The 19,327-nt window shown below is 71.1% G+C and carries 16 protein-coding genes and 1 pseudogene; 13 read left to right on the plus strand and 4 right to left on the minus strand.

The features are described from left to right. Positions 1–261 (minus strand): annotated as a pseudogene (locus AC1DXK_RS03710) (PBP1A family penicillin-binding protein); the annotation flags it as partial. Positions 262–423: 162 nt separating this feature from the next. Further along, positions 424–1,089, minus strand: coding sequence for an HdeD family acid-resistance protein (locus AC1DXK_RS03715; protein ID WP_477296935.1), 666 nt, complete (start codon positions 1,087–1,089; stop codon positions 424–426). A gap of 194 nt (positions 1,090–1,283) precedes the next feature. Here AC1DXK_RS03715 and AC1DXK_RS03720 point away from each other — a divergent pair, with 194 nt between their 5' ends. After that, the gene (locus AC1DXK_RS03720; protein ID WP_457104113.1) at positions 1,284–2,558 is read left to right on the plus strand and encodes an HlyD family secretion protein; all 1,275 of its coding nucleotides are present in this window, start codon (positions 1,284–1,286) and stop codon (positions 2,556–2,558) included. Then, positions 2,555–4,276, plus strand: coding sequence for a DHA2 family efflux MFS transporter permease subunit (locus AC1DXK_RS03725; RefSeq protein WP_457104112.1), 1,722 nt, complete (start codon positions 2,555–2,557; stop codon positions 4,274–4,276). The genes AC1DXK_RS03720 and AC1DXK_RS03725 overlap by 4 nt, the downstream gene beginning before the upstream one ends. Before the next feature lie 88 nt (positions 4,277–4,364). Here AC1DXK_RS03725 and AC1DXK_RS03730 read toward each other — a convergent pair whose 3' ends face one another. After that, positions 4,365–5,579, minus strand: coding sequence for a transglycosylase SLT domain-containing protein (locus AC1DXK_RS03730; protein WP_457104238.1), 1,215 nt, complete (start codon positions 5,577–5,579; stop codon positions 4,365–4,367). 322 nt (positions 5,580–5,901) lie between these two features. On the opposite strand from AC1DXK_RS03730, the gene AC1DXK_RS03735 reads away from it, so the two are divergent. The 11 genes from AC1DXK_RS03735 (at position 5,902) to AC1DXK_RS03785 (ending at position 18,656) form a co-directional block, all read left to right on the plus strand. After that, on the plus strand, positions 5,902–7,092 hold the full coding sequence (locus tag AC1DXK_RS03735; protein ID WP_457104111.1) for an inositol-3-phosphate synthase: 1,191 nt from the start codon (positions 5,902–5,904) through the stop codon (positions 7,090–7,092). Between the two features lie 41 nt (positions 7,093–7,133). Beyond that, positions 7,134–8,063, plus strand: a complete 930-nt coding sequence (locus AC1DXK_RS03740; protein WP_477296938.1) for an HD domain-containing protein — start codon at positions 7,134–7,136, stop codon at positions 8,061–8,063. Between the two features lie 44 nt (positions 8,064–8,107). Further along, positions 8,108–9,487, plus strand: coding sequence for a class I SAM-dependent methyltransferase (locus tag AC1DXK_RS03745; protein ID WP_457104109.1), 1,380 nt, complete (start codon positions 8,108–8,110; stop codon positions 9,485–9,487). Next, positions 9,487–10,482 (plus strand): Gfo/Idh/MocA family protein, encoded by a 996-nt coding sequence (locus tag AC1DXK_RS03750; RefSeq protein ID WP_457104108.1) that lies wholly within the window; start codon positions 9,487–9,489, stop codon positions 10,480–10,482. The genes AC1DXK_RS03745 and AC1DXK_RS03750 overlap by 1 nt, the downstream gene beginning before the upstream one ends. A 224-nt stretch (positions 10,483–10,706) precedes the next feature. Beyond that, positions 10,707–12,308: a YcaO-like family protein gene (locus AC1DXK_RS03755; RefSeq protein WP_457104107.1), complete on the plus strand. Its 1,602-nt coding sequence runs from the start codon at positions 10,707–10,709 to the stop codon at positions 12,306–12,308. Further along, positions 12,305–13,177 carry a sugar phosphate isomerase/epimerase family protein gene (locus AC1DXK_RS03760; protein WP_457104106.1) on the plus strand — a complete coding sequence of 291 codons (873 nt, stop codon included), beginning with the start codon at positions 12,305–12,307 and terminating at the stop codon, positions 13,175–13,177. The genes AC1DXK_RS03755 and AC1DXK_RS03760 overlap by 4 nt, the downstream gene beginning before the upstream one ends. A gap of 310 nt (positions 13,178–13,487) precedes the next feature. Continuing rightward, complete coding sequence (locus tag AC1DXK_RS03765; RefSeq protein WP_457104105.1) at positions 13,488–14,726, plus strand: glycosyltransferase family 4 protein; 1,239 nt, start codon at positions 13,488–13,490, stop codon at positions 14,724–14,726. 18 nt (positions 14,727–14,744) lie between these two features. Then, positions 14,745–15,503, plus strand: coding sequence for a PIG-L deacetylase family protein (locus AC1DXK_RS03770; protein WP_457104104.1), 759 nt, complete (start codon positions 14,745–14,747; stop codon positions 15,501–15,503). Beyond that, on the plus strand, positions 15,493–16,122 hold the full coding sequence (locus AC1DXK_RS03775) for a uracil-DNA glycosylase (RefSeq protein ID WP_477296942.1): 630 nt from the start codon (positions 15,493–15,495) through the stop codon (positions 16,120–16,122). Before AC1DXK_RS03770 ends, AC1DXK_RS03775 begins: the two co-directional genes overlap by 11 nt. A gap of 151 nt (positions 16,123–16,273) precedes the next feature. Then, a complete protein-coding gene (locus AC1DXK_RS03780; protein ID WP_457104102.1) occupies positions 16,274–17,362 on the plus strand; it encodes a lysylphosphatidylglycerol synthase domain-containing protein in 1,089 nt (362 codons plus the stop codon). Positions 17,363–17,381: 19 nt separating this feature from the next. Next, positions 17,382–18,656, plus strand: a complete 1,275-nt coding sequence (locus tag AC1DXK_RS03785) for an ATP-binding protein (RefSeq protein ID WP_457104101.1) — start codon at positions 17,382–17,384, stop codon at positions 18,654–18,656. On the opposite strand, the gene AC1DXK_RS03790 is transcribed toward AC1DXK_RS03785, so the two are convergent. After that, positions 18,638–19,249, minus strand: coding sequence for a glutathione S-transferase family protein (locus tag AC1DXK_RS03790; protein WP_457104100.1), 612 nt, complete (start codon positions 19,247–19,249; stop codon positions 18,638–18,640). The two genes, AC1DXK_RS03785 and AC1DXK_RS03790, sit on opposite strands and share 19 nt — an antisense overlap. Positions 19,250–19,327: the final 78 nt, after the last annotated feature.

The raw sequence follows: 19,327 nt of genomic DNA on the forward strand, positions 1-19,327 counted from the left end.
GCTCGGATCGACCGGTGCGGCCGGACGGGTCGCGCGCACTCGGGCCAGACGCTCGGCCGCGCCTGCGGAGACGCTCCGGCCAAGGCGCGCGACGCCGAGCCCGGCGGCGGCGATCAATGCCCAGAGGTGACGCAGCAGGTCGCGGGCCGCGCGCCCTGCCTCCCGGGCGGCGAGGCGCGGGTCGGGGCTCTCGGTGGCAGGCACCGGCCTCGTCGAGTTCGGCTCGTCGGCCGGGGCGCGTTCCGGCGCGTCGGGCGTCATCGCGTTGCGGGTTCCGGGACCGGCCCTTCCGGTCGAGGGCGTCTTCTAAGCCGCATCCGATCCCGTGTCCCCCACTTGTGACGACGCAGACGGACCGGCAGGCCGATCGCGCCGCGACCGTGTGGATCGGGCCACGGAGTTCGAGCCGGCGTCCGGTCCGCTTCAGCGGCCGAGCGGCGGGGTCGGTCCCGCGGCCGGCCCGTGCCGGCTGCGCAGCTTGAAGGCCAGGATCAGGAGCAGCACGCCGAAGGCGAAGGTGTAGGATCCGATCCACCACGTCAGCACCAGGGCCGACATGCCCGGCTCGAGGATCAGGGCGACCCCGAACAGGATCGAGACGAGGCCGCCGAGGACCAGCCACCACCGCCCGTAATGGAGGTGCAGGCGGAAAGCCGCCGCGATCATCAGGCCGCCGGTCACCAGCGCCCATACGGCGAGCAGGAGCACGAAGGCCCAGACCGCCGCCGCCGGCACGAGAACCGCGGCGACGCCCACGATGATATCGACGAGGCCTTCGATCAGCATGAAGCCCCAGCGCTCGTGCCGCTGCGCGGCCCGGACCGCGCCCACGATGGCGATGACGCCGTCGGCGAACATGTAGGCGGCGAAGAACAGCACCAGGGAGAGCACGAACGCCCCGGGCGCGATGAACGCGATGGCGCCGAACAGGATCGCGACGACCCCGCGCAGGGCCACGAGCCACCAGTTCCGCGCGAGCGCGGCGCTCATGGCATCGAGGCGGGCGACACCGACGAGCGGGATGCCGGTGGGCGAGGTCGTGGAACCGGTGCCGGGTATGTGCGGCCTCGGGGATGGGCTGCTGGTCATGGCGGACTCCTGGGTCTTCGAGCCGAGAACGGCAAAGGTTCCGTGCGCAGAACGCCGCAGTGCGGCATGCGTTCCTGACCCGGGGGCGCCACGCATGGAACCTTGGACCGGCGACTGGCTTGTGCTGCCTGAGGCGGGCGATGCGACAAGCCCGGTCACCGACAGGTGGCCGGCCCATCGGGCGGCGACTTCCCATGTTTGACGATCAGCGGCAGTCCTTCGAGGACGCGGCACGCGCGCGTTCGGCCGGCGGCCGGAGCGGCGCGCCCGATCGCGATGTCCTCGATGTCGGATCGGCCGGAGCGACCTTCGATCCGCCCGCCGCGGACGACGCGTCGGCGCGCAAACCCGGCACGAACGACGGAGCCGTTGAGGAGCCCGACGCGCCGGAGGCGGACGACGGCGTGGAGCCGGACGACGCGGACGACGATGAGGGACGTCCCAACATCCTGCGCCGCCACCCGTTCGCGTTCCTGCTCGGCGGCCTCGCCGTCGTCGCGCTCTGCGTGGGCGTGTTCTTCTACTGGCTGCTGTACATGCACCCCTACGAGAGCACGGACGACGCCTTCGTCGATGCGCGCAGTATCGCGATCCAGCCGAAGGTCGGTGGCTACCTCGTCGACGTGCCGGTCACCGACAACCAGCATGTCGCGGCCGGCCAGATCCTGTTCCAGATCTACCGGCGCGACTACCAGATCGCCCTCGATCAGGCGCAGGCGCAGGTCGAGGCCGACGAGGCCGGCATCAAGAACCTCGACGCGCAGATCCAGGCGCAGGACGCCAATATCGACGTGTCCAAGGCGCAGGTCGCCACCGCCGAGGCGGCGTTGAAGTTCGCCCAGGAGGATGCGGCCCGCTACAAGGACCTCGCCGAGCGCGGCTCCGGCTCGATCCAGCAGTCGCAATCCGCGACCTCGACGCTGCAGCAGCGGCAGGCCTCCGTGCAGAGCGCCAATGCCAGCGTGGTCGCCGCGCAGAAGCAGATCGGCGCCCTCCAGGCCCAGAAGGCCTCGACCCAGGCGCAGCTCGCCCGCGACAAGGCGCAGGTCGAGCAGGCCGAGCTGAACCTCGGCTACACGACGGTCCGCGCCGTGCAGGCCGGCCGCGTCGTCCGGCTCACCGGCGGTGTCGGCCAGCTCGCGCAGGCCGGCCAGAGCCTGGCGATGTTCGTGCCCGACGACATCTGGGTGACGGCGAACTTCAAGGAGACCCAGATCGCCGACATGCGCCCGGACCAGCCGGTCGATCTCGAGATCGACGCCTATCCGGGCCGCAAGATCCACGGGACGGTGGCCTCCGTCCAGCCGGGCTCCGGCACCGCCTTCAGCCTGCTCCCGGCCCAGAATGCCACCGGCAACTACGTGAAGGTGACCCAGCGCATCCCGGTCAAGATCGTCGTCAGGGATTGGCCGACGGACGTGTCGATCGGCCCGGGCATGTCGATCGTCCCGACCGTCACGGTGCGGTGAGCATTGTGGCCGGTCAGGGGAGCGCGGCCGCGTCCGGCCGCAGCGCGAACGCGGGTCGGGCGCAGACGGCCGGAGCTTCGGGCCAGGGGTCGGGCAAAGGGTCCGCCACGGCGTCGGGCAAGGCGTCAAGCAAGGCGTCGGCCAAGGCGCCGGGCGGCCACAATCCGTGGCTGATCGCCGGCGTGGTGGCGCTGGCGACCTTCATGGAGGTGCTGGACACCACCATCGCCAACGTGGCGCTTCGCTACATCTCGGGCGGCCTCGCGGTCGGCCCCGACGAGGCGGCCTGGGTGGTGACGAGCTACCTCGTGGCCAACGCGATCACGCTGACGGCCTCGAGCTTCCTGGCCAAGCGCTACGGACGCAAGGCGTTCTTCATGTGGTCGGTGGCGCTGTTCACCGTCTCGTCGATCCTGTGCGGCTTCGCCTGGAGCCTGGAATCCCTGCTGCTGTTCCGGGTGCTGCAGGGGCTCGGCGGCGGCGGCATGGCGCCGCTTGCGCAGTCGATCCTGGCCGATTCCTTCCCGCCCGCGAAGCGCGGCCAGGCCTTCGCGCTCTACGGGGTCGCCATCGTGGTGGCGCCGGTGATCGGCCCGACGCTCGGCGGCTGGCTCTCCGACAACGCCTCCTGGCACTGGTGTTTCCTGATCAACGGGCCGGTGGGCGTCATCGCCCTGGGGCTGATGTACTGGCTGATCGAGGACAGCGCGGCGGCCAAGAAGGAGCGGCGCGCCCTGGTCCGCAAGGGCATCCGTTTCGACATCGTCGGCTTCGTGCTGGTCGCCCTGTTCCTCGGCTCGTTGGAGGTGATCCTCGACGAGGGGCAGCGGAAGGACTGGTTCGGCACTTCGACGCTGATGAACGTATCCGGCGTGCTGATGGTGGTCTCGTTCGCCGCCATGATTCCGTGGCTCCTGAACAAGAAGAACCCGGCCGTCGACCTCAGCCTCATCGGCAACCGCCAGTTCGGCTCCTGCTTCTTGGTGATGATGTTCACCGGCGCGATCCTGATCGCGACGACGCAGTTCATCCCGCAGATCACGCAGGAATATTACGGCTACACCGCCACCCTGTCGGGCCTCGTGCTCGGTCCGGGCGGCATCGTCACCGTGGTGATGATGTTCCTGACCGGACGCGTCTCCGCCTACCTGCAGCCGAAATGGCTGATCGCCGCCGGCATGACCATCGTCGCCCTCGGGATGTACGACCTGACGCGGATCGACGGCTCGACCACGTTCTCGTTCTTCGCGTGGTCGCGGGTCTATATCGGCCTCGGCCTGCCGATGGTGTTCCTGTCGATCACGTCCGCCTCGTACGAGGGGCTCCGCAAGGATCAGACGGATCAGGCCTCGGCGCTGATCAACGTCGCCCGCAACGTCGGCGGGTCGATGGGCGTCTCCCTCGCCCAGAACATGCTGGCCTACCGGAGCCAGTTCCACCAGAGCCGGCTGGTCGAGAGCGTCAACCCCACGTCACCGGCCTATCAGGAGACCATGCGGCAGGCGACGCAGTACTTCTCCGAACACGGCTATGCCGGCGTCGAGGCCCAGAGCCAGGCGACCGCGTGGCTCGGCAACATCCTCAGCACCCAGGTGGCCTACTGGGCCTATATCGACGTGTTCTGGGTGATGGGCCTCGTCGCCGCCTGCGCGGTGCCCCTGGCCCTGAGCCTGAAGAGCGTCAAGCTCGGGGGCGGCGCACCGGCAGGGGGGCATTAAGGGGACGGGAGAGCCGCGCATCGCGCGGCCCTCGGGTCCCGCCGGACGACGCGGCCCGGTCCGGAAGGCCCGCGGCCCGACAGGATCATCACACCCCGTCCGGCGGCAGGGCCTCCGTCACCTCGACGCGGCGGGTGCCGGCGTTCCGGCCGGACTCGTCGGACGCCACGTCGGTCGCGGCCCCTGCCTTGTCGAGCGCTTCGGCCACCGCCGCGACACCCTGGTAGCGGGTCAGGCGCCGGTCGATCATGTCGTCGAGCCGACCGTGCAGTTCCGCGACCGTGAGGCTGCGGCGCTTGCCGCCCGCCTTCTCGGTGAACAGGCTGCGATTGGCCCGGGCCGCGCTCCGGAACTCGCGTCCGGCGACCTCGTCCGGCTTCTCGGAGGAGAGCGACAGGAAGCGTCCGGCGCTCGCGGTGCCGAGGAAATGGGCGAGATACAGCTCGGTCGTCGTGAGCGCGCGCCCGACCCGGGCCTCGATCCGCTCGCGGTCGCGCTTGATCAGCTCGGCCGCCATGAGGGCGGCGACGCGGGGATCGTTGCGCAGCCCGAGGATCCGGGCGCGCATGCTGCCCGTGACCGTGATGGCGGAGCCCCGGCCCTTCACGGCGGCGGCCTCCTCGGCGAGCCCGTAGCGGGCGCCGTAGTCGCGGATCATCTCCAGCCACGTGCGGGCGACGAACTGGAACAGGCCCGCCGCCGAGGAGGTCGCGGCCTTCGCGTCCGTGTCGAAGCTCGATTCCTTGTCGGCCAGCGCCATCATGTAGACGGGGTCGACCCCGGCCTCGTCGGAGGCCTTGACGATGGTGTCGACCACCTTTCGCGGGACGCTCCGCTCGCCGAACTGCACCGCATCCTGACCCTGGTCCTGCTTCACCCGCGGCAGGGCCGCGAGGTCTTCCTGAATCAGGGCCGTGGTGGCAGGCTCCTGCTCCGGCACGGGCAGGCCCTTCCAGGCCTCCGCGGCCGACGAAGCCGGCCCCTCGGCGGGAACCGTGGGCTCCGACGCCCGTTGAGCCAGCGACTGGGCGGCACGCGGGCTGGTGTCGATCCGGTCGTGAGCCTGGGCGGCCGGCGCGAAGGCTGCCTGCGGCAGGCCGAACCCGGCGACGAGGCCGAGCGCCAGCGTCCCGGTGAGCCGGCCAAGGCCGGTGCGGCGAAGTGACCGGCGCTCTGTCTTGCGTCCAGCCCGCGGCAGCCACGCCACGGCTTCATCCTCGAAATGGCCCGCGCCGTTCAGGATTTGCGGCACGAGTCGGTTCACGTCGTCGGCGCGATGCGCCGGCTCCGGGAAAACCCCCATCATTGGTCCTCTTCTAGATCGGTCCTTGCATCGGCCCGGCTCTGTCGGCCGGGTTTCTCGAAGCGGCCGCCCTATCGACGCCGGCCGTGACCAGAATGGGACGGCCCCGTGATCCAAGCGTGGCACGGTCAACGAAGGGTTAACCCTGCCCGTTAGCGGCGCGTTAACCCGGCGAGCCGTCCGCGCCGGGCGCGACGGAGGCGCAATGTTGTCGCATTCGGGTTGGAACGCGGCCCGTCCGAGCCAGTTAGGTACGGCCCCGGGGGGGTCGTACTTTCCGTCCGAGACGCCACCCGCGTCCGCACAAGGACATCAGTTTCCGATGAGCATGCAGTCCGGTCGCCGCGTCGGTGTCGCATTCGTTGGCATGGGCGGCGCTGTCGCCACCACCGCCATCGCCGGCATCGAGATGATCAAATCCGGTTCGAACAGACTCGACGGACTGCCGCTCGCCGGCCTCTCCGTGGCGGGGATGGCCGACTACAAGGATCTCGTCTTCGGCGGATGGGACCTCAACGGCGACGACCTCGCCTCCGCGGCCAGCGGCCATGGCGTCCTCTCGAAGGACGACATCGAGGACGGCGCCAACGCCCTGAAGGGGATCACCCCCTGGCCGGCGGTCGGCAGCGCCAAGTTCTGCAAGAACATCGACGGTCAGAACCGCATCGTCGCCAAGGACCACCGCGAGGCGGTCTCGGTCATCGCCAACGACCTGCGGCGCTTCCAGAAGGAGAGCAACCTCGACGACGTCGTGGTGGTGAACCTCGCCTCCACGGAGCGCTGGCCCGACCTGAGCGACCCGACCCTGAACTCCACCGCGGCCTTCGAGAAGGGCCTGGATTCCAGCGACGAGGCGATCTCCCCGGCGATGCTCTACGCCTACGCGGCGATCAAGAGCGGCATTCCCTACGCCAACTTCACCCCGAGCGTGGCCGCCGACGTCCCGGCGCTCCTCGACCTCGCCAAGGAGCTGAACGTGCCGGTGGCCGGCAAGGACGGCAAGACCGGCCAGACCATGATGAAGACCGTGCTGGCCCCCGCCTTCAAGGCCCGCGCGCTGCACGTCGACGGCTGGTTCTCGACCAACATCCTCGGCAACCGCGACGGCCTCGCCTTGAACGACCCGAACTCGCTTCAGTCGAAGCTCAACACCAAGGGCACGGTGCTCGACTCGATCCTCGGCTACCCGGTCGAGGACCACCTCGTGCACATCCACTATTACCGGCCGCGCGGCGACGACAAGGAAGCCTGGGACAACATCGACGTCACCGGCTTCATGGGCCAGCGCATGCAGGTGAAGGTGAACTTCCTCTGCAAGGACTCGATCCTGGCCGCCCCGCTGGTCATCGAGATCGCCCGCGTGCTCGACCTCGCCCACACGCGCGGTGACGGCGGGGTCCAGGAGCAGCTCTCGACCTTCTTCAAGGCTCCGATGGTCAAGAACGGCCACGGGCCGGAGCACGCCTTCGGCAAGCAGGAGCAGATGCTCCGCGACTGGCTGGGCGTGCACTAGGCCGCATCGCCACAGGGGAGACGGCTTTTCGGAACGAGACGATGCCCAACGAAACCCTGCCGTCTTCCCCCGGCGCGGCAGCGCCGGAGGCCCTGCGCGACCTCCTGGTCGAGATGAACGACCTCAAGCGCGTCCGCTCCGCGGGCCGMCAGGGATCGATCGCCGAACGCCTGTTCGCACAGGGGTGGGGGCTCCTCACCGGCGGGAGCCCGCCCGACGACGTGGCCCTCGACATCACCGCCACGACTCTCGCGGCGACGCGGCTCTGCGATCTCGACGCCGCCTTCCTCACGGCCGCCGGGCTCTCGGAGGCGGCGGCTTCCKAAGTGCTGGTCGCGGGCTTCGATGCCGTCACCGCCGACCTCGATGCGGACCTGCGGACGCGCCTGCGTGCACGCCTCGCGCCGCGTCCGGCGGGCCAGCCTGGTCCCCTGCCGGGCTTCGTCGCCGCCCTGGCGCAGCAGCCGCGGGCCGGCGTCACCTGTCCCGGCCGCGCCCGCATCCTGCTGGAGCCGCCCGAGAACCACGCCGAGCACTGCCTGATCGTCGCGGCCTACGGCGTCTGCCTCAGCCCGTTCTACCGGGCGGACCCCGGCACCGTGTTCCTGGCTGCGATGGCCCACCACTTCCACAATGCCGCGATGCCGGATGCCGGGTTCACCGGCGAGATGCTGCTCGGCGACCATCTCGGGCCGGTCATGGCCACGACCACGGGCTGGGCGCTCGCCGAACTCGCCGAGCCCCTGCGCAGCCAGGTCGAGCGCGCCCGCGCGGTCCTGCCCGACGACGCCACCGCGGAGGGCCGCGCCTTCCACGCGGCGGATTGCATCGACCGGGTTCTCCAGATCGCCCAGCACCTCCGCGGGGCCTCGACCACGATGGGGATGGTGCTCGACGAGTGGGAGCTGGTCCATGCCGGCCCGGTCAAGGGCTTCCACGATCGTGTCCTCGCCGACATGCGCATCCCTTGATCGCCGGACCCGGTCGCCCATCTGCCGGGACGGCCCCGAGAACCATGATCCCGTTCGAACTCCACTCGCCGGATACCGGCAACCCGCTGAAGGCCGACGGCCCGCACGCTTTGCGCGACGCGGAGACCGGCGCACGCTGGCCCGTGATCGACGGCATTCCGTATCTACGGATCAACCGCGAGGCGTTGATCGAGCGGGTCCTGGCCCATCTCGACGCGGGCGAGCCCGACGAGGCGCTCGCTGCCCTGCTGGTCGATCAGGATGATTGGTGGAACGGCCCGCCCGCCGACCCGGCCGGGATCATCCAGCTCATCAAGGAGCGCCGCACAGCGACGCTCCGCGACGCGGTCGAACGCCTCGGCTGGGGCCGCGTCGGCGACTACTTCCTGCACCGCTGGAGCGATCCGACCTTCCTGGCCGGCCTTTCGTTGCTGGAGGCGCACTGGAACGAGCCGGTCTGCGTCTTCGAGTTCGCCTGCGGCATCGGCCACTACCTGCGGGAGCTGCAGCGGCGCGGCTGCAAGGTCTCCGGGGCCGACGTTGTCTTCGCCAAGCTCTGGGTGGCGCGCCATTGGGTCGTCGCCGAGAAGGCGCAGCTCGTCTGCTTCGATGCCGGCTCGCCCCACTGGCCGATCCCCGGGGCGCCGGTCGACCTGGTCGTCTGCAACGACGCCTTCTACTTCCTCGACGACAAGGCGGCGCTGCTGGAGAACCTCCGTCAGAACGCCGGCGACGACGGTTGGCTGGCGCTCAGCCACATCCACAACCGCGACTGCCCGGGCTTCTCGGCCGGCAGGGCCGTGACCGCGGAGGAGATCGCCGAGTTCTTCCCCGATGCCCTCGTCTACGACGACGCGGAGCTGACCCGGGCGCTGGTCGAGGCGCGGGCGCCGGGCCCGCAGGATCCCGCCGCCCTGCGAACCTGCGAGGCGTTCTCGGTGGTGTGCGGCCCCGGGATGCGCCCGGCGCCGCGCGCCCTGATCGACGGCCTGACCCTGCCGAAGCCCGGCACCGTGCTGCGGCTCAACCCGCTCTATGTGCCCGTGATGGCGGACGCGACGGGCTCCCTTTTCCGTGCGGGAGAGGGTCGGGGCGAGGGTTACGACGTTTCGGCACAGAGTGCGCCATCGACGCGCACTGCCGTCGCGCCGTCCTCGGAAAGCGCAAATCCCTCACCCTATCCCTCTCCCGGACGGGAGAGGGGACCCGCGTCCCACTTGGATGGCGGTGGTCAGGACACCGACCAGGGCGGTTACGTCATCCACTGGCCCTCGGAGCGCTACGAGGCGGAGTACGCCCCCCGCGCCACCTACCCGCTCCACTCGCCCGGCCCCGAGCACCTGACCTTCGACGGCAGACTCGACAGCCCGGAGACGCAGCGCGTCCGCGTGCGCGAATTCGTCGATCTGCCGGAGCGGTGGTGATGGACGCGGTCGGCTGGGGCATCGTCGGCTACGGTTGGGTCGCCCGCGATTACATGGAGCCCGGCATCCGCGCCGCCGGGCATCGGCTGGTCGCGGTCTGCGATCCCAATCCCGAGTGCCGCGCCGCGGCCGAGCGGGCAGGCGCCCGCGGCCATGCCGACCTCGCCGGTCTCATCGCCGAGCCCGCGGTCGAGGCGGTCTACGTGGCGACGCCCAACCACCTCCACCGCGGCGCCGTCGAGGCGCTGGCCGCCGCCGGCAAGGCGATCCTGTGCGAGAAGCCCATGGCGGCGACGCTGAGTGACGCCGAGGCCATCGCGCACGCCGTCGCGTCGCAAAAGGTCTTCTACGGGACGGCCTTCGATCAGCGGCACCACCCGGCGCATCGGGCGATCCGCGCCCAGGTCGAGGCCGGACGGGTCGGCACCGTGACGGCGGTGCGGATCGTGTACGCCTGCTGGCTCGGGCGCGACTGGTCGGAGGCCGGACAGCCGAATTGGCGGATCGACGCCGCCCAGGCCGGCGGCGGTGCGCTCATGGATCTCGCGCCGCACGGGCTCGACCTCGTGGACTTCCTGCTCGGCGAGCCGATCGCGGATCTCGCAGCCCTGACCCAGAGCCGCGCTCAGGATTACGCCGTCGACGACGGCGCCCTTCTGATCGGGCGGACCGAAGCGGGCGCTCTGGCGAGCCTGCACGTCGCCTACAATTGCCCCGATGCGCTGCCCCGTCGCCGTCTCGAGGTTGTCGGCACGAAGGGCCTGCTGGTAGCCGAGAACACGATGGGCCAGACGGCCGGCGGGTCGCTCGTCTTCATCGACGGGGCGAGCGGCCGCCCGGAACCGCTCGCCTTCGATGTCGACAGCTCGCCCTTCACCGAGCAGGTGCGCGCCTTCGGCTCGGCCCTGCGCCGGCCCGAGGAGCGGGCGGCGTGGTCGGCCGCGCGCGACCTTCACACCATGCGGCTCGTCGCCCGTGCCTACGGGCAGGAATAGCGACACGACAGGACGATCGATCGCCAAACTCGGATCCGGCGTAGTCCATCCACCCCCTCTTCCTGAGGTGCTCGCGCCAGCGGGCCTCGAGGGAAGGCTCCAGGGATCGCGCGGCCAGCTGGAGCCCTCCTTCGAGGCCTCCGCTACGCTGCGGCACCTCAGGATGAGGGGCGGGTGGGACACGGCGGCGGAACAGGCGGACACGAGAGGGACGGGACCGAACCTTGAGCAACGCAGACGCCTTCCACGATCAGGACGACCGCGCCCGCCACGAGCGGATCAAGGCGCCGCGCCCCTACCGCTTCGGCGCCAGGCGGCCGATCGAGGGCCTGCCCGCGATCCTGCCCGACCCGGTCAAGGCCTATCTCGACGTCCTGCCGGAGGGGCGCGTCGTCGGCTTCCCCCTGGCGCCGCTGGACCGCACCGGCATCCCGGTCTGGTTCGTGGCCCTGTTCCTCGACGACCCGTTCTTCGTGGGCGCGATGCCGTCGGGCATCGGCTACGGCGCCACCGACGACGAGGCGCTGATCGGCGCCGTGGCGGAGATCGCCGAGAACCTGATGCCGTCGCTGGCGGTCCTGCCCCGTGCCAAGGAGCGGGCGCGCTACACCGATCTCGTCCGCGTCTATGGCCAGAACGCGGTGGCCGACCCGCTCACCCTCTGCCTGCCGGCCGGATCCCCGGTCGGCCGCGACACGGTGCTCGAATGGACGCCCGCCGTGCGGCACGCCAACGGCGAGGTGGTGCTCATGCCCCTCGACGTCGCCGCGACCGACTATTTCGAGCTGTCGGAGGGCTACCGGCCCTTCACCAACCTCATCACCAACGGCCTCGGCGCCGGGCCCGACGTGCCCTTCGCGCTGGGCCACGGCGTCCTCGAACTGCTCCAGCGGGACGGTAACGGCCTGTTGTTCCGGGCGTTGGACCAGGGCGTGATGCTCGATCTCGACGGCATCGGGCCGGAGAACGCCGCGATGTTGGCCCGGCTGAAGGATCTGGGCATCCGCGCGCTGCCGAAATTCGCCACGGACCAGTTCGGCCTGACCAACCTCTACGTCGTCGGCTACGACGCCGACCCGGCCCGCACACCGGCGCCGATCGCCCTTTCGGCCTGCGGCGAGGCCTGCGACCCGGACCGGGAACGGGCCTTGCGCAAGGCCCTGCTGGAATTCCAGGCCGCGCGGGTGCGCAAGACCTTCGGCCACGGACCCCTCGAGATGGCCGCCACGGTGACGCCGCCGGGCTATATCGACGCCTTCATCCAGAAGGCGCTCCCGAGCCTCGACCTCGAGGAGAGCCGCGCGCTCCAGGCGATGCTCGAATGGATCGAGATGCCCGCCGCCGACCTGCGTGGCGTGCTGGCCGACACCGTCTATTCCGAGCGCAGCACCAAGCGCTTCGCGGACCTGCCCTCGACCCCGGCCGCCGACGGTCATGCCCGGGGCAGGATCGCCTGCGACCGGCTCACGGAGGCCGGGTTCGACGTGCTCTACGTCGACTGCACGCCGCCTGGCGGCGGTGTCGGCGTGGTGAAGGCGATCGTGCCGGGGCTCGAGGTCGAGACCATGAGCTATTACCGGATCGGCGAGCGCAACACGCGCAAGCTCCTCGACCGCGACCACCCGCTGATCCGCTTCGGCACCGAGAGCGACGCCTTACGCCCCGTGCGGCTCACGCCGGAAGCCCTGGACCGGTTCGGCGGCCAGCCGCTGTTCGACGTGGCGCTGGCCGAGCGGATCGTCGGCCGGCACTATCCCCTCTACCGCGAGCCGGAATCGCACCACGCGCCGTTCCGCCTCGCCCAGCGGAAGGGGAGAACGGCATGACGCTCCGGTTCGCCTACAATACCAACGGCGCGGCCAACCACCGCCTCGACGACGCGATCCACCTGATCAAGGCCGCCGGCTATGACGGCGTCGCGCTGACCCTCGACATCCACCACCTCGACCCCTTCTCCGAGACCTGGGCGGCCGAGGCCGGCCGCGTGGCGAGCCTGCTGGAGAAGCTGGAGCTGACCTGCGTCATCGAGACGGGCGCGCGCTTCCTCCTCGATCCCAGCGCCAAGCACGAGCCGACCCTGGTGACCGCCGACGCCGCGGGTCGTGCCCGGCGGGTCGGCTTCCTCAAGCGGGCGATCGAGATCGGCGCCATGCTGTCCGCCGAGGCGGTCTCGTTCTGGGCCGGCGTGCCGAAGCCCGGCGTCGATCCCGGCGAGGCCCGGCGCTGGCTGGCCGAGGGACTGCACGCGGTCTCGGCCTTCGCCGCCGAGTCCGGGGTCGTGCCGTGCCTGGAGCCGGAACCCGGCATGCTGATCGAGACGCTCGACGATTACGCGTCCCTCGACGTGCCGGGGCTGAAGCTCGCCCTCGACACCGGCCATTGTCTCGTCACGGGCGAGCGGGAGCCGGAAGCCGCCGTGCGGGAATTCTCCGACCGGATCGGCACCGTGGCGATCGAGGACATGAAGCGCGGGAGCCACATCCACCTGCCGTTCGGCGAGGGCGACATGGACGTGCCGGGGGTGCTGGAGGCGCTCGAGGAGATCAGCTTCGGCAAGCTGATCTGCGTCGAGTTGTCCCGCGAGAGCCACCGGGCCGACGTGATGATACCGCAGGCCCTCGATTATCTGCGCGGCTGCCGGCGCTCCGGTCCCGTGATGGCCGGCGAGCAGGAGACGCGGCGGCAATGGCAGTGAGCAAGGCCCTCTTAGCTGATGGTACGCACGCCATCGTCCCGGCATGGCGCCGGTCTCGGCTCCCGGCGGCCATGCCGACTCCGCCATCCACTCCGAACATCCGGCTTCAAGACCGGGCGCGGGTCCCCTCGCCCATGCGGGAGAGGGACAGGGTGAGGGACGAGAACGCCCAGACAATGGCTCGGCCTGTCGCCGCTTCGATGGAGCGCTCTGTCCTGAGACCTCTCGTCCCTCACCCCAACCCTCTCCCGCACGGGAGAGGGAGCCGGTCGCGCGCCGTCATCAACGGACCGTGTCCGATGGTGCAACGATGAGAATCCTCTTCCTCAGCCGCCGCTACTTCCCGGCGATATCGGGCATGAGCGTCTACGCGCAGAACCTGCTGCGCGAGCTGGTCGGCGCCGGCCACGACGTCACGATGATCTCGCAGTACCGCGGCGACGCCTTCGGTACCCGGGTCTACGGCGGCGGGCCGCCCCCGCCGGTGCCGGGGGTGCGGGTGATCGGCCTGGAACAGCTCGGCGAGCAGACATCGGGCGATTTCGAGCGCGACATCGCCACGATGGTGGACGCGATCGCCCGAGAGCACGCCCGGAAACCCTTCGATATCCTGCACGCCCAGTACGGCTACCCGACTGGCTGGGCGGTCCTGCTCGCCGCCCGCAAGCTCGGGGTGCCGAGCGTCGTCTCGATCCAGGGTGGCGACGGCCACTGGGTCGGATCGTGCTGCGAGACCCACCGGGTCGCCATGTGCGAGGTTCTGGCCCACGCCAACGCGCTGCTGATCGGCGGCGCCTCCTTCGTGGACGAGGTCTGCGGGCGGCTGGGATCGGACCCCGCCCGCTTCACCATCGTGCCCGGCGCGGTCGACACCGACCGGTTCGCACAGGGGACGCCCGACGGGCTGCCCGCGCCCCATGCCGGGCCGGTGCGCCTGTTCTACCACGGCCGGGTCGACCGCCGGAAAGGCGTGCTCGACTTCATCGACGCCCTCGCGATCCTGCGCCGGCAGGGCACGCCCTTCGCGGCCACGATCTCGGGGATCGGGCCGGACGTGGACCCGGCCCGGGCGCTCGCCGCTGAGCTGGCCTTCTCGGAGCGCGACGTCGCCTTCACGGGCTATGCCGAATACGGCTCCGTGCCCGACCTCTACCGCCGCGCCGACGTGTTCGTCTCGCCGACCTATGCGGAGGGCTTCTCCAACACGATCCTAGAGGCGCTGGCGGCCGGGCTCGCCACGGTCTCTTGCCACGCGGTCGGCGTCTCCGACTGCCTGCGCAACGGCGAGAACGGGCTTCTGGTCGATCCGGGCGACACCCCGGCGCTGGCGGCCGCGCTGACCCGGATCATTACGGACGAAGACCTGCGCCGCCGCATCGCCACGACCGGCCTGGAGGAGTGCCGCCGGGTCTATTCCTGGCATGCGGTCGGGCGGCAGATCATGGACGTCTACGCCCGCGTGCGCGACGAGTCTCCGGCCACCGAATTCCCGAGCGATCTGCCTTACGATCCCAGCTGCCGGTTCCGCGCCGAGCCGCATCTCCTCTGAGGTCGAGTGACGCGAAACGTGCCCACCGCGCTTGCCCTATCGCCCCATCTCGACGACGCCGCCTTCTCGTGCGGCGGCCTCATGGCGAGCCTCGCCTCGGATGGCTGGCGCGTGGTGATGGCGACCCTGTTCACCGGCAGCGTCGCCGATCCGACGGGCTTCGCGCTCGCCTGCCAGCTGGACAAGGGCTTGGCGCCCGAAGTCGACTACATGGCCCTGCGCCGGGACGAGGATGTCCGCGCCGCCGCCGCGCTCGGCCTCACGCACCCCGTCCACCTGCCGTTCCGGGAGGCCCCGCACCGGGGCTACGGCGCGGCGTCGGAACTCTTTTCCGAAACCCGACCCGACGATGCCATCGCCGCCGATCTCGCCCCGGCGCTGGCGGCCCTGATCGGCGCCGAGGACCCCGACCTGATCCTCGCCCCACAGGCGATCGGCGGGCATGTCGACCACGTCCAGGCGGTCCGGGCGCTCCGCAGCCTCGATCCGCCGCCGCCGATCCTGTGGTGGCGCGACTTCCCCTACACGGTGCGGGACGCCGCCCCGAAGGAGCCTCTCGCGGCGCTGTTCGCGGGGCTCGCCGAGCCGGCGATGCGCCTTGATCAGGAGGCGCAGGCCCTCAAGCGTGCCGCCTGCGCGGCCTATGCCAGCCAGATCGGCTTCCAGTTCGGCGGCATGGCCGGCCTCGACGCGCGGCTCGCTCGGGAGGAGGGCATCGAGCGCTTCCGGCTGTTGGGCTCCCTCGGCTTCGCAGTTTCCAGCCTGGATGCCGGCTGAACCGCAGGCGCCGAAGGCGCTGGCCGATCCCGAGGCCCTCGCGGCCCGTCGCGCCCTGATCGGCAGCTGCCACATCGCGCCGATCCGAGCCCTCGCGGCGCGCATATCCGCCGAGTGTGGCGCCCCGGTCCCGGCGCCCGACCCCCTGGACGGCGGCGTCGGAGCGCGGATGCTCCTCCTCCTCGAGACTCCCGGCCCGGCGGTGCTGCGCACCGGCTTCGTCACCCGCGACAGCGCGAACGGCACGGCCGCCAACCTGTTCCGCTTCCTCGCCGAGGCCGGGCTGAGCCGGGCCGACACACTGATCTGGAACGCGGTCCCCTGGCTCATCCACGCCGAGGGCGCCCGCAACCGGGCGCCCCGCCGGGCGGAGGTCGCGGCGGCCGCACGCTATCTGGCCCCGCTCCTCGACCTGCTGCCGCGCCTCGCCGTGGCGGTGCTGGCCGGCCGCTTCGCCGGGGAAGCGGCGCCTGCCGTCGCGGCGCTCCGCCCCGACCTGCCGGTGATCCAGGTGCCGCACCCGAGCCCGACCTATGTCTGCACCGCGCCGGAGGTGCCCGAGCGGATCCGGCACGGCCTCGCGGAGGCGGCCGCAATCCTCGATCGAACCTCCGGCTGAGGATAGATCGCCCGTCACGGGCCTGCCTTCCCTGGCCTTGCGCCCCGGTTCGGCCTACATGCGGGGCAACGGGCCGCGGTCCGGGAGATTCCGGCACGGGCTGACGGCCTTCGGCCGGGCCGCGCAGCCGGAAGGGCGGACGCCGATCGGCATGAATTTTCAGGGACAGCACCGGAGCGCGGCCGAGCAGGCCGAGCCGGTTGAGCACGATGCCGCCGCGACCGCGAAGCGGAAGAGCCGGCGCAACCGCTATGCCTGGATCGGCACGGCCGCCAGCATCGTGCTGTTCGCGGTCTCCCTCGGCGTGCTGTGGAAGCTCGTCCAGAGCGTGAGCTGGGCGGAGGTGCGGACCGCGATCGCGGCGGCCACGACCGAGCAGCTCGGCCTCGCCTTCCTGTTCGTCGGCATCAGCTACCTCTTCCTCACCGGCTACGACGCGCTGGCCCTGCGCCAGCTCAGGATCAAGGTACCCTACCGGATCACCGCGCTGGCCTCCTTCACCAGCTACGCGGTGAGCTTCACGTTGGGCTTCCCGCTGCTGACCGCCGGAACCATCCGGTACTGGATCTACGCCCGGCAGGGCCTGTCCACCGCCAAGATCGCTGCGCTCACCGTCATCGCCGGCTTCACCTTCTGGCTCGGTATGGGCGTGGTGCTGGGCTTGAGCCTGATCATCGAGGCGGGCCAGCTCGCCGGGCTCGCCTTCACGTCGATCCGGATCAATCAGGGTGTCGGGCTGGCGGCGCTGGCCCTCGTGCTCGGCTATCTCGCCTGGGTCTCGGCGAAGAAGCGCAGCATCACCGTCAAGCACTGGCGCCTGGAACTGCCCGGAGCCTCGGTCTCGATCGGGCAGATGATCGTCGGGATCGGCGACGTCTGCGCGGCAGCGGCGGTCCTCTACGTCCTGCTGCCGCAGGAGATGACGCTCGGCTTCACCACCTTCCTGGCGATTTACGTGCTCGCCGCCATGCTGGGCATCGCGTCGAACGCCCCCGGCGGCATCGGCGTGTTCGAGGCCACCGTGCTCCTCGCCCTGTCGAGCCTGCCGCGAAACGAGGTTCTGACCTCGCTGCTGCTGTTCCGGGGCTGCTACTACGTCGTGCCCTTCGTGACCGCCCTGGCGACGCTCGGCCTGTACGAGATCGTCAAGCGCGCGGCCGGGACGCGCGATCCCGGGCCGCCGGAGGGGACGGCCGGCCCGTCCGGCCGGGCGTGGCACGACGAGTCCGAGACCCACTGAGCGGACGGCCGCACCTGCCATGTCGGGCCGCCTGCGCAGCTACCCCGCCTGGACCGGTGCCGCGATCGCGGCGGGTCTGTTCGGTCTCGCCACCGCCCTGGCCGGACGTCTCGATCTCCCTCTGATCCTGATCGGGCTTGGATCGATCTGCCTGGGCGGCTGGCTCGGCGGCCGCGGCCGCGAGGCGCCGGTGCCGCGTCCGGCCGCCACCACGCAGCGCCACGCGGTCGCCGAGGCGCTGCTCGCCCATGTGCCGGACCCGGTCATCCTGGTGGACCGGCGCACCCTGGTGGTGGAGGCCAACCCTGCTGCCCGTGCCCTCCTGCCGGCCCTGCACCAGGGCCGGCCCCTGTCCTTCGCGCTGCGCGACCCGGAGGTCCTCGACGGCATCGAGGCGGTGCTGAGTTCCGGCCTGCCGCGCCGCGTCGCGCTCTCGACCCGGGTGCCGCTGGAGCGCATCTTCGAGGTCCAGATCGGCGCCCTGCCGATGCCGGACGGGTCCGGCGTCAGCGCCCTGCTGTTCCTGCGCGACCTCACCTCGGCCCGGCGCCTTGAGGCGATGCGGGTCGATTTCGTCGCCAATGCGAGCCACGAGCTGCGCACGCCGCTGGCCACCCTGATCGGTTTCATCGAGACACTCCAGGGTCCTGCGCGCGACGACGCCCAGGCCCGGGAGCGCTTCCTCGAAATCATGCGGGTCCAGGCCCTGCGCATGACGCGCCTGATCGACGACCTGTTGTCGCTGTCGCGGATCGAGCTGCGCGAGCACGTGGCACCCACCGCGGTGGTCGATCTCGGTGCCCTCGTCCGCCAGATGGTCGACGCCCAGGGTCCCCCCGCCGAGGCGCGGGGCGCCACGATCCGGTTCGAGGACGGCGCCGGACCCTACCCCGTGCCCGGCGATGCCGACGAACTCGCCCGGGTGATCGAGAACCTGATCGAGAACGCCGTGAAATACGGCGGCGGCCGGATCAGCGTCGGGCTCGCCCGCGAGGACGATCCGCGGCTCGGGCGCCGGATCGTCCTGTCGGTGGCCGATGACGGGCCGGGCATACCGCCCGAGCACATTCCGCGCCTGACCGAGCGCTTCTACCGGGTCGACGTCGCGTCGAGCCGCGCCCGCGGCGGCACCGGTCTGGGGCTCGCGATCGTCAAGCACAGCCTCAACCGCCACCGCGGGCGTCTCGCCATCGAGAGCGCGGAGGGGACGGGGACGACGGTCCGGGTCAGCCTGCCGGAATACGGCGCCGCCGCGCCGCCGCAGCCCGCGTCCGATCAGGCCGGCCCGGCATAGGTCCCGATTCCGAGCCCGTTCTCGACGTGTCCGACCCAGGTGCGGATGGCCGGGTAGCCCGCGAGGTCGAAGCCACCCTCATGGGCCATGCGGGTGTAGGCGACGAGGGCCACGTCGGCGAGTGTGAGGGCATCGCCGGCCATGAAGGCGGAGCGCTCGAGGGTCGCCTCCATCAGCCGCAAGGCATCCGCACCGCGCTCGGCGAGCTTCGGATCGAGATCCTCCGGCGACCGCCTGAGGTAGTGGAGCTGGTAGCGGCGGACCGCGATGTAGGGCTCGTGGCTGTACTGCTCCCAGAACATCCATTGCAGCATGCGGGCGCGGGGGAGGGGGGCTTGCGGGATCAGGGCGGACCCCTCCGCCAAGTGCAGGATGATCGCGTTCGATTCCGACAGGACGGCGCCCTCGGGAAGGACGATGATCGGCACGCGCCCGGCCGGGTTCAGGGCCAGGAAGTCCGGCGTGCGCGTCCCGCCGCCCGGAACATCGACGTCACGCCAGACCGCCGGGATGCCCAGGTGGGCCGCGACCCACTTCACCTTGAGGCAGTTGCCGGAGCCCGGATCGCCGTAGATCGTCAGGGGCTCGGTCATCCGCGTCCTCCTCGCTCCGGTGACGGAGCTTGGCCGGGTCTGGACGATTCGACAACGGGCGCCCCCGACCGACCGGTC

This window comes from Methylobacterium sp. P3_A11 (assembly GCF_056403155.1).

Coding starts and splice junctions, on each gene's coding strand:
- AC1DXK_RS03715 (WP_477296935.1), bottom strand. CDS start 1,089: ATGACCAGCAGCCCATCCCCGAGGCCGCACATACCCGGCACCGGTTCC.
- AC1DXK_RS03720 (WP_457104113.1), top strand. CDS start 1,284: ATGTTTGACGATCAGCGGCAGTCCTTCGAGGACGCGGCACGCGCGCGT.
- AC1DXK_RS03730 (WP_457104238.1), bottom strand. CDS start 5,579: ATGGGGGTTTTCCCGGAGCCGGCGCATCGCGCCGACGACGTGAACCGA.
- AC1DXK_RS03735 (WP_457104111.1), top strand. CDS start 5,902: ATGAGCATGCAGTCCGGTCGCCGCGTCGGTGTCGCATTCGTTGGCATG.
- AC1DXK_RS03745 (WP_457104109.1), top strand. CDS start 8,108: ATGATCCCGTTCGAACTCCACTCGCCGGATACCGGCAACCCGCTGAAG.
- AC1DXK_RS03750 (WP_457104108.1), top strand. CDS start 9,487: ATGGACGCGGTCGGCTGGGGCATCGTCGGCTACGGTTGGGTCGCCCGC.
- AC1DXK_RS03760 (WP_457104106.1), top strand. CDS start 12,305: ATGACGCTCCGGTTCGCCTACAATACCAACGGCGCGGCCAACCACCGC.
- AC1DXK_RS03765 (WP_457104105.1), top strand. CDS start 13,488: ATGAGAATCCTCTTCCTCAGCCGCCGCTACTTCCCGGCGATATCGGGC.
- AC1DXK_RS03775 (WP_477296942.1), top strand. CDS start 15,493: ATGCCGGCTGAACCGCAGGCGCCGAAGGCGCTGGCCGATCCCGAGGCC.
- AC1DXK_RS03780 (WP_457104102.1), top strand. CDS start 16,274: ATGAATTTTCAGGGACAGCACCGGAGCGCGGCCGAGCAGGCCGAGCCG.
- AC1DXK_RS03785 (WP_457104101.1), top strand. CDS start 17,382: ATGTCGGGCCGCCTGCGCAGCTACCCCGCCTGGACCGGTGCCGCGATC.
- AC1DXK_RS03790 (WP_457104100.1), bottom strand. CDS start 19,249: ATGACCGAGCCCCTGACGATCTACGGCGATCCGGGCTCCGGCAACTGC.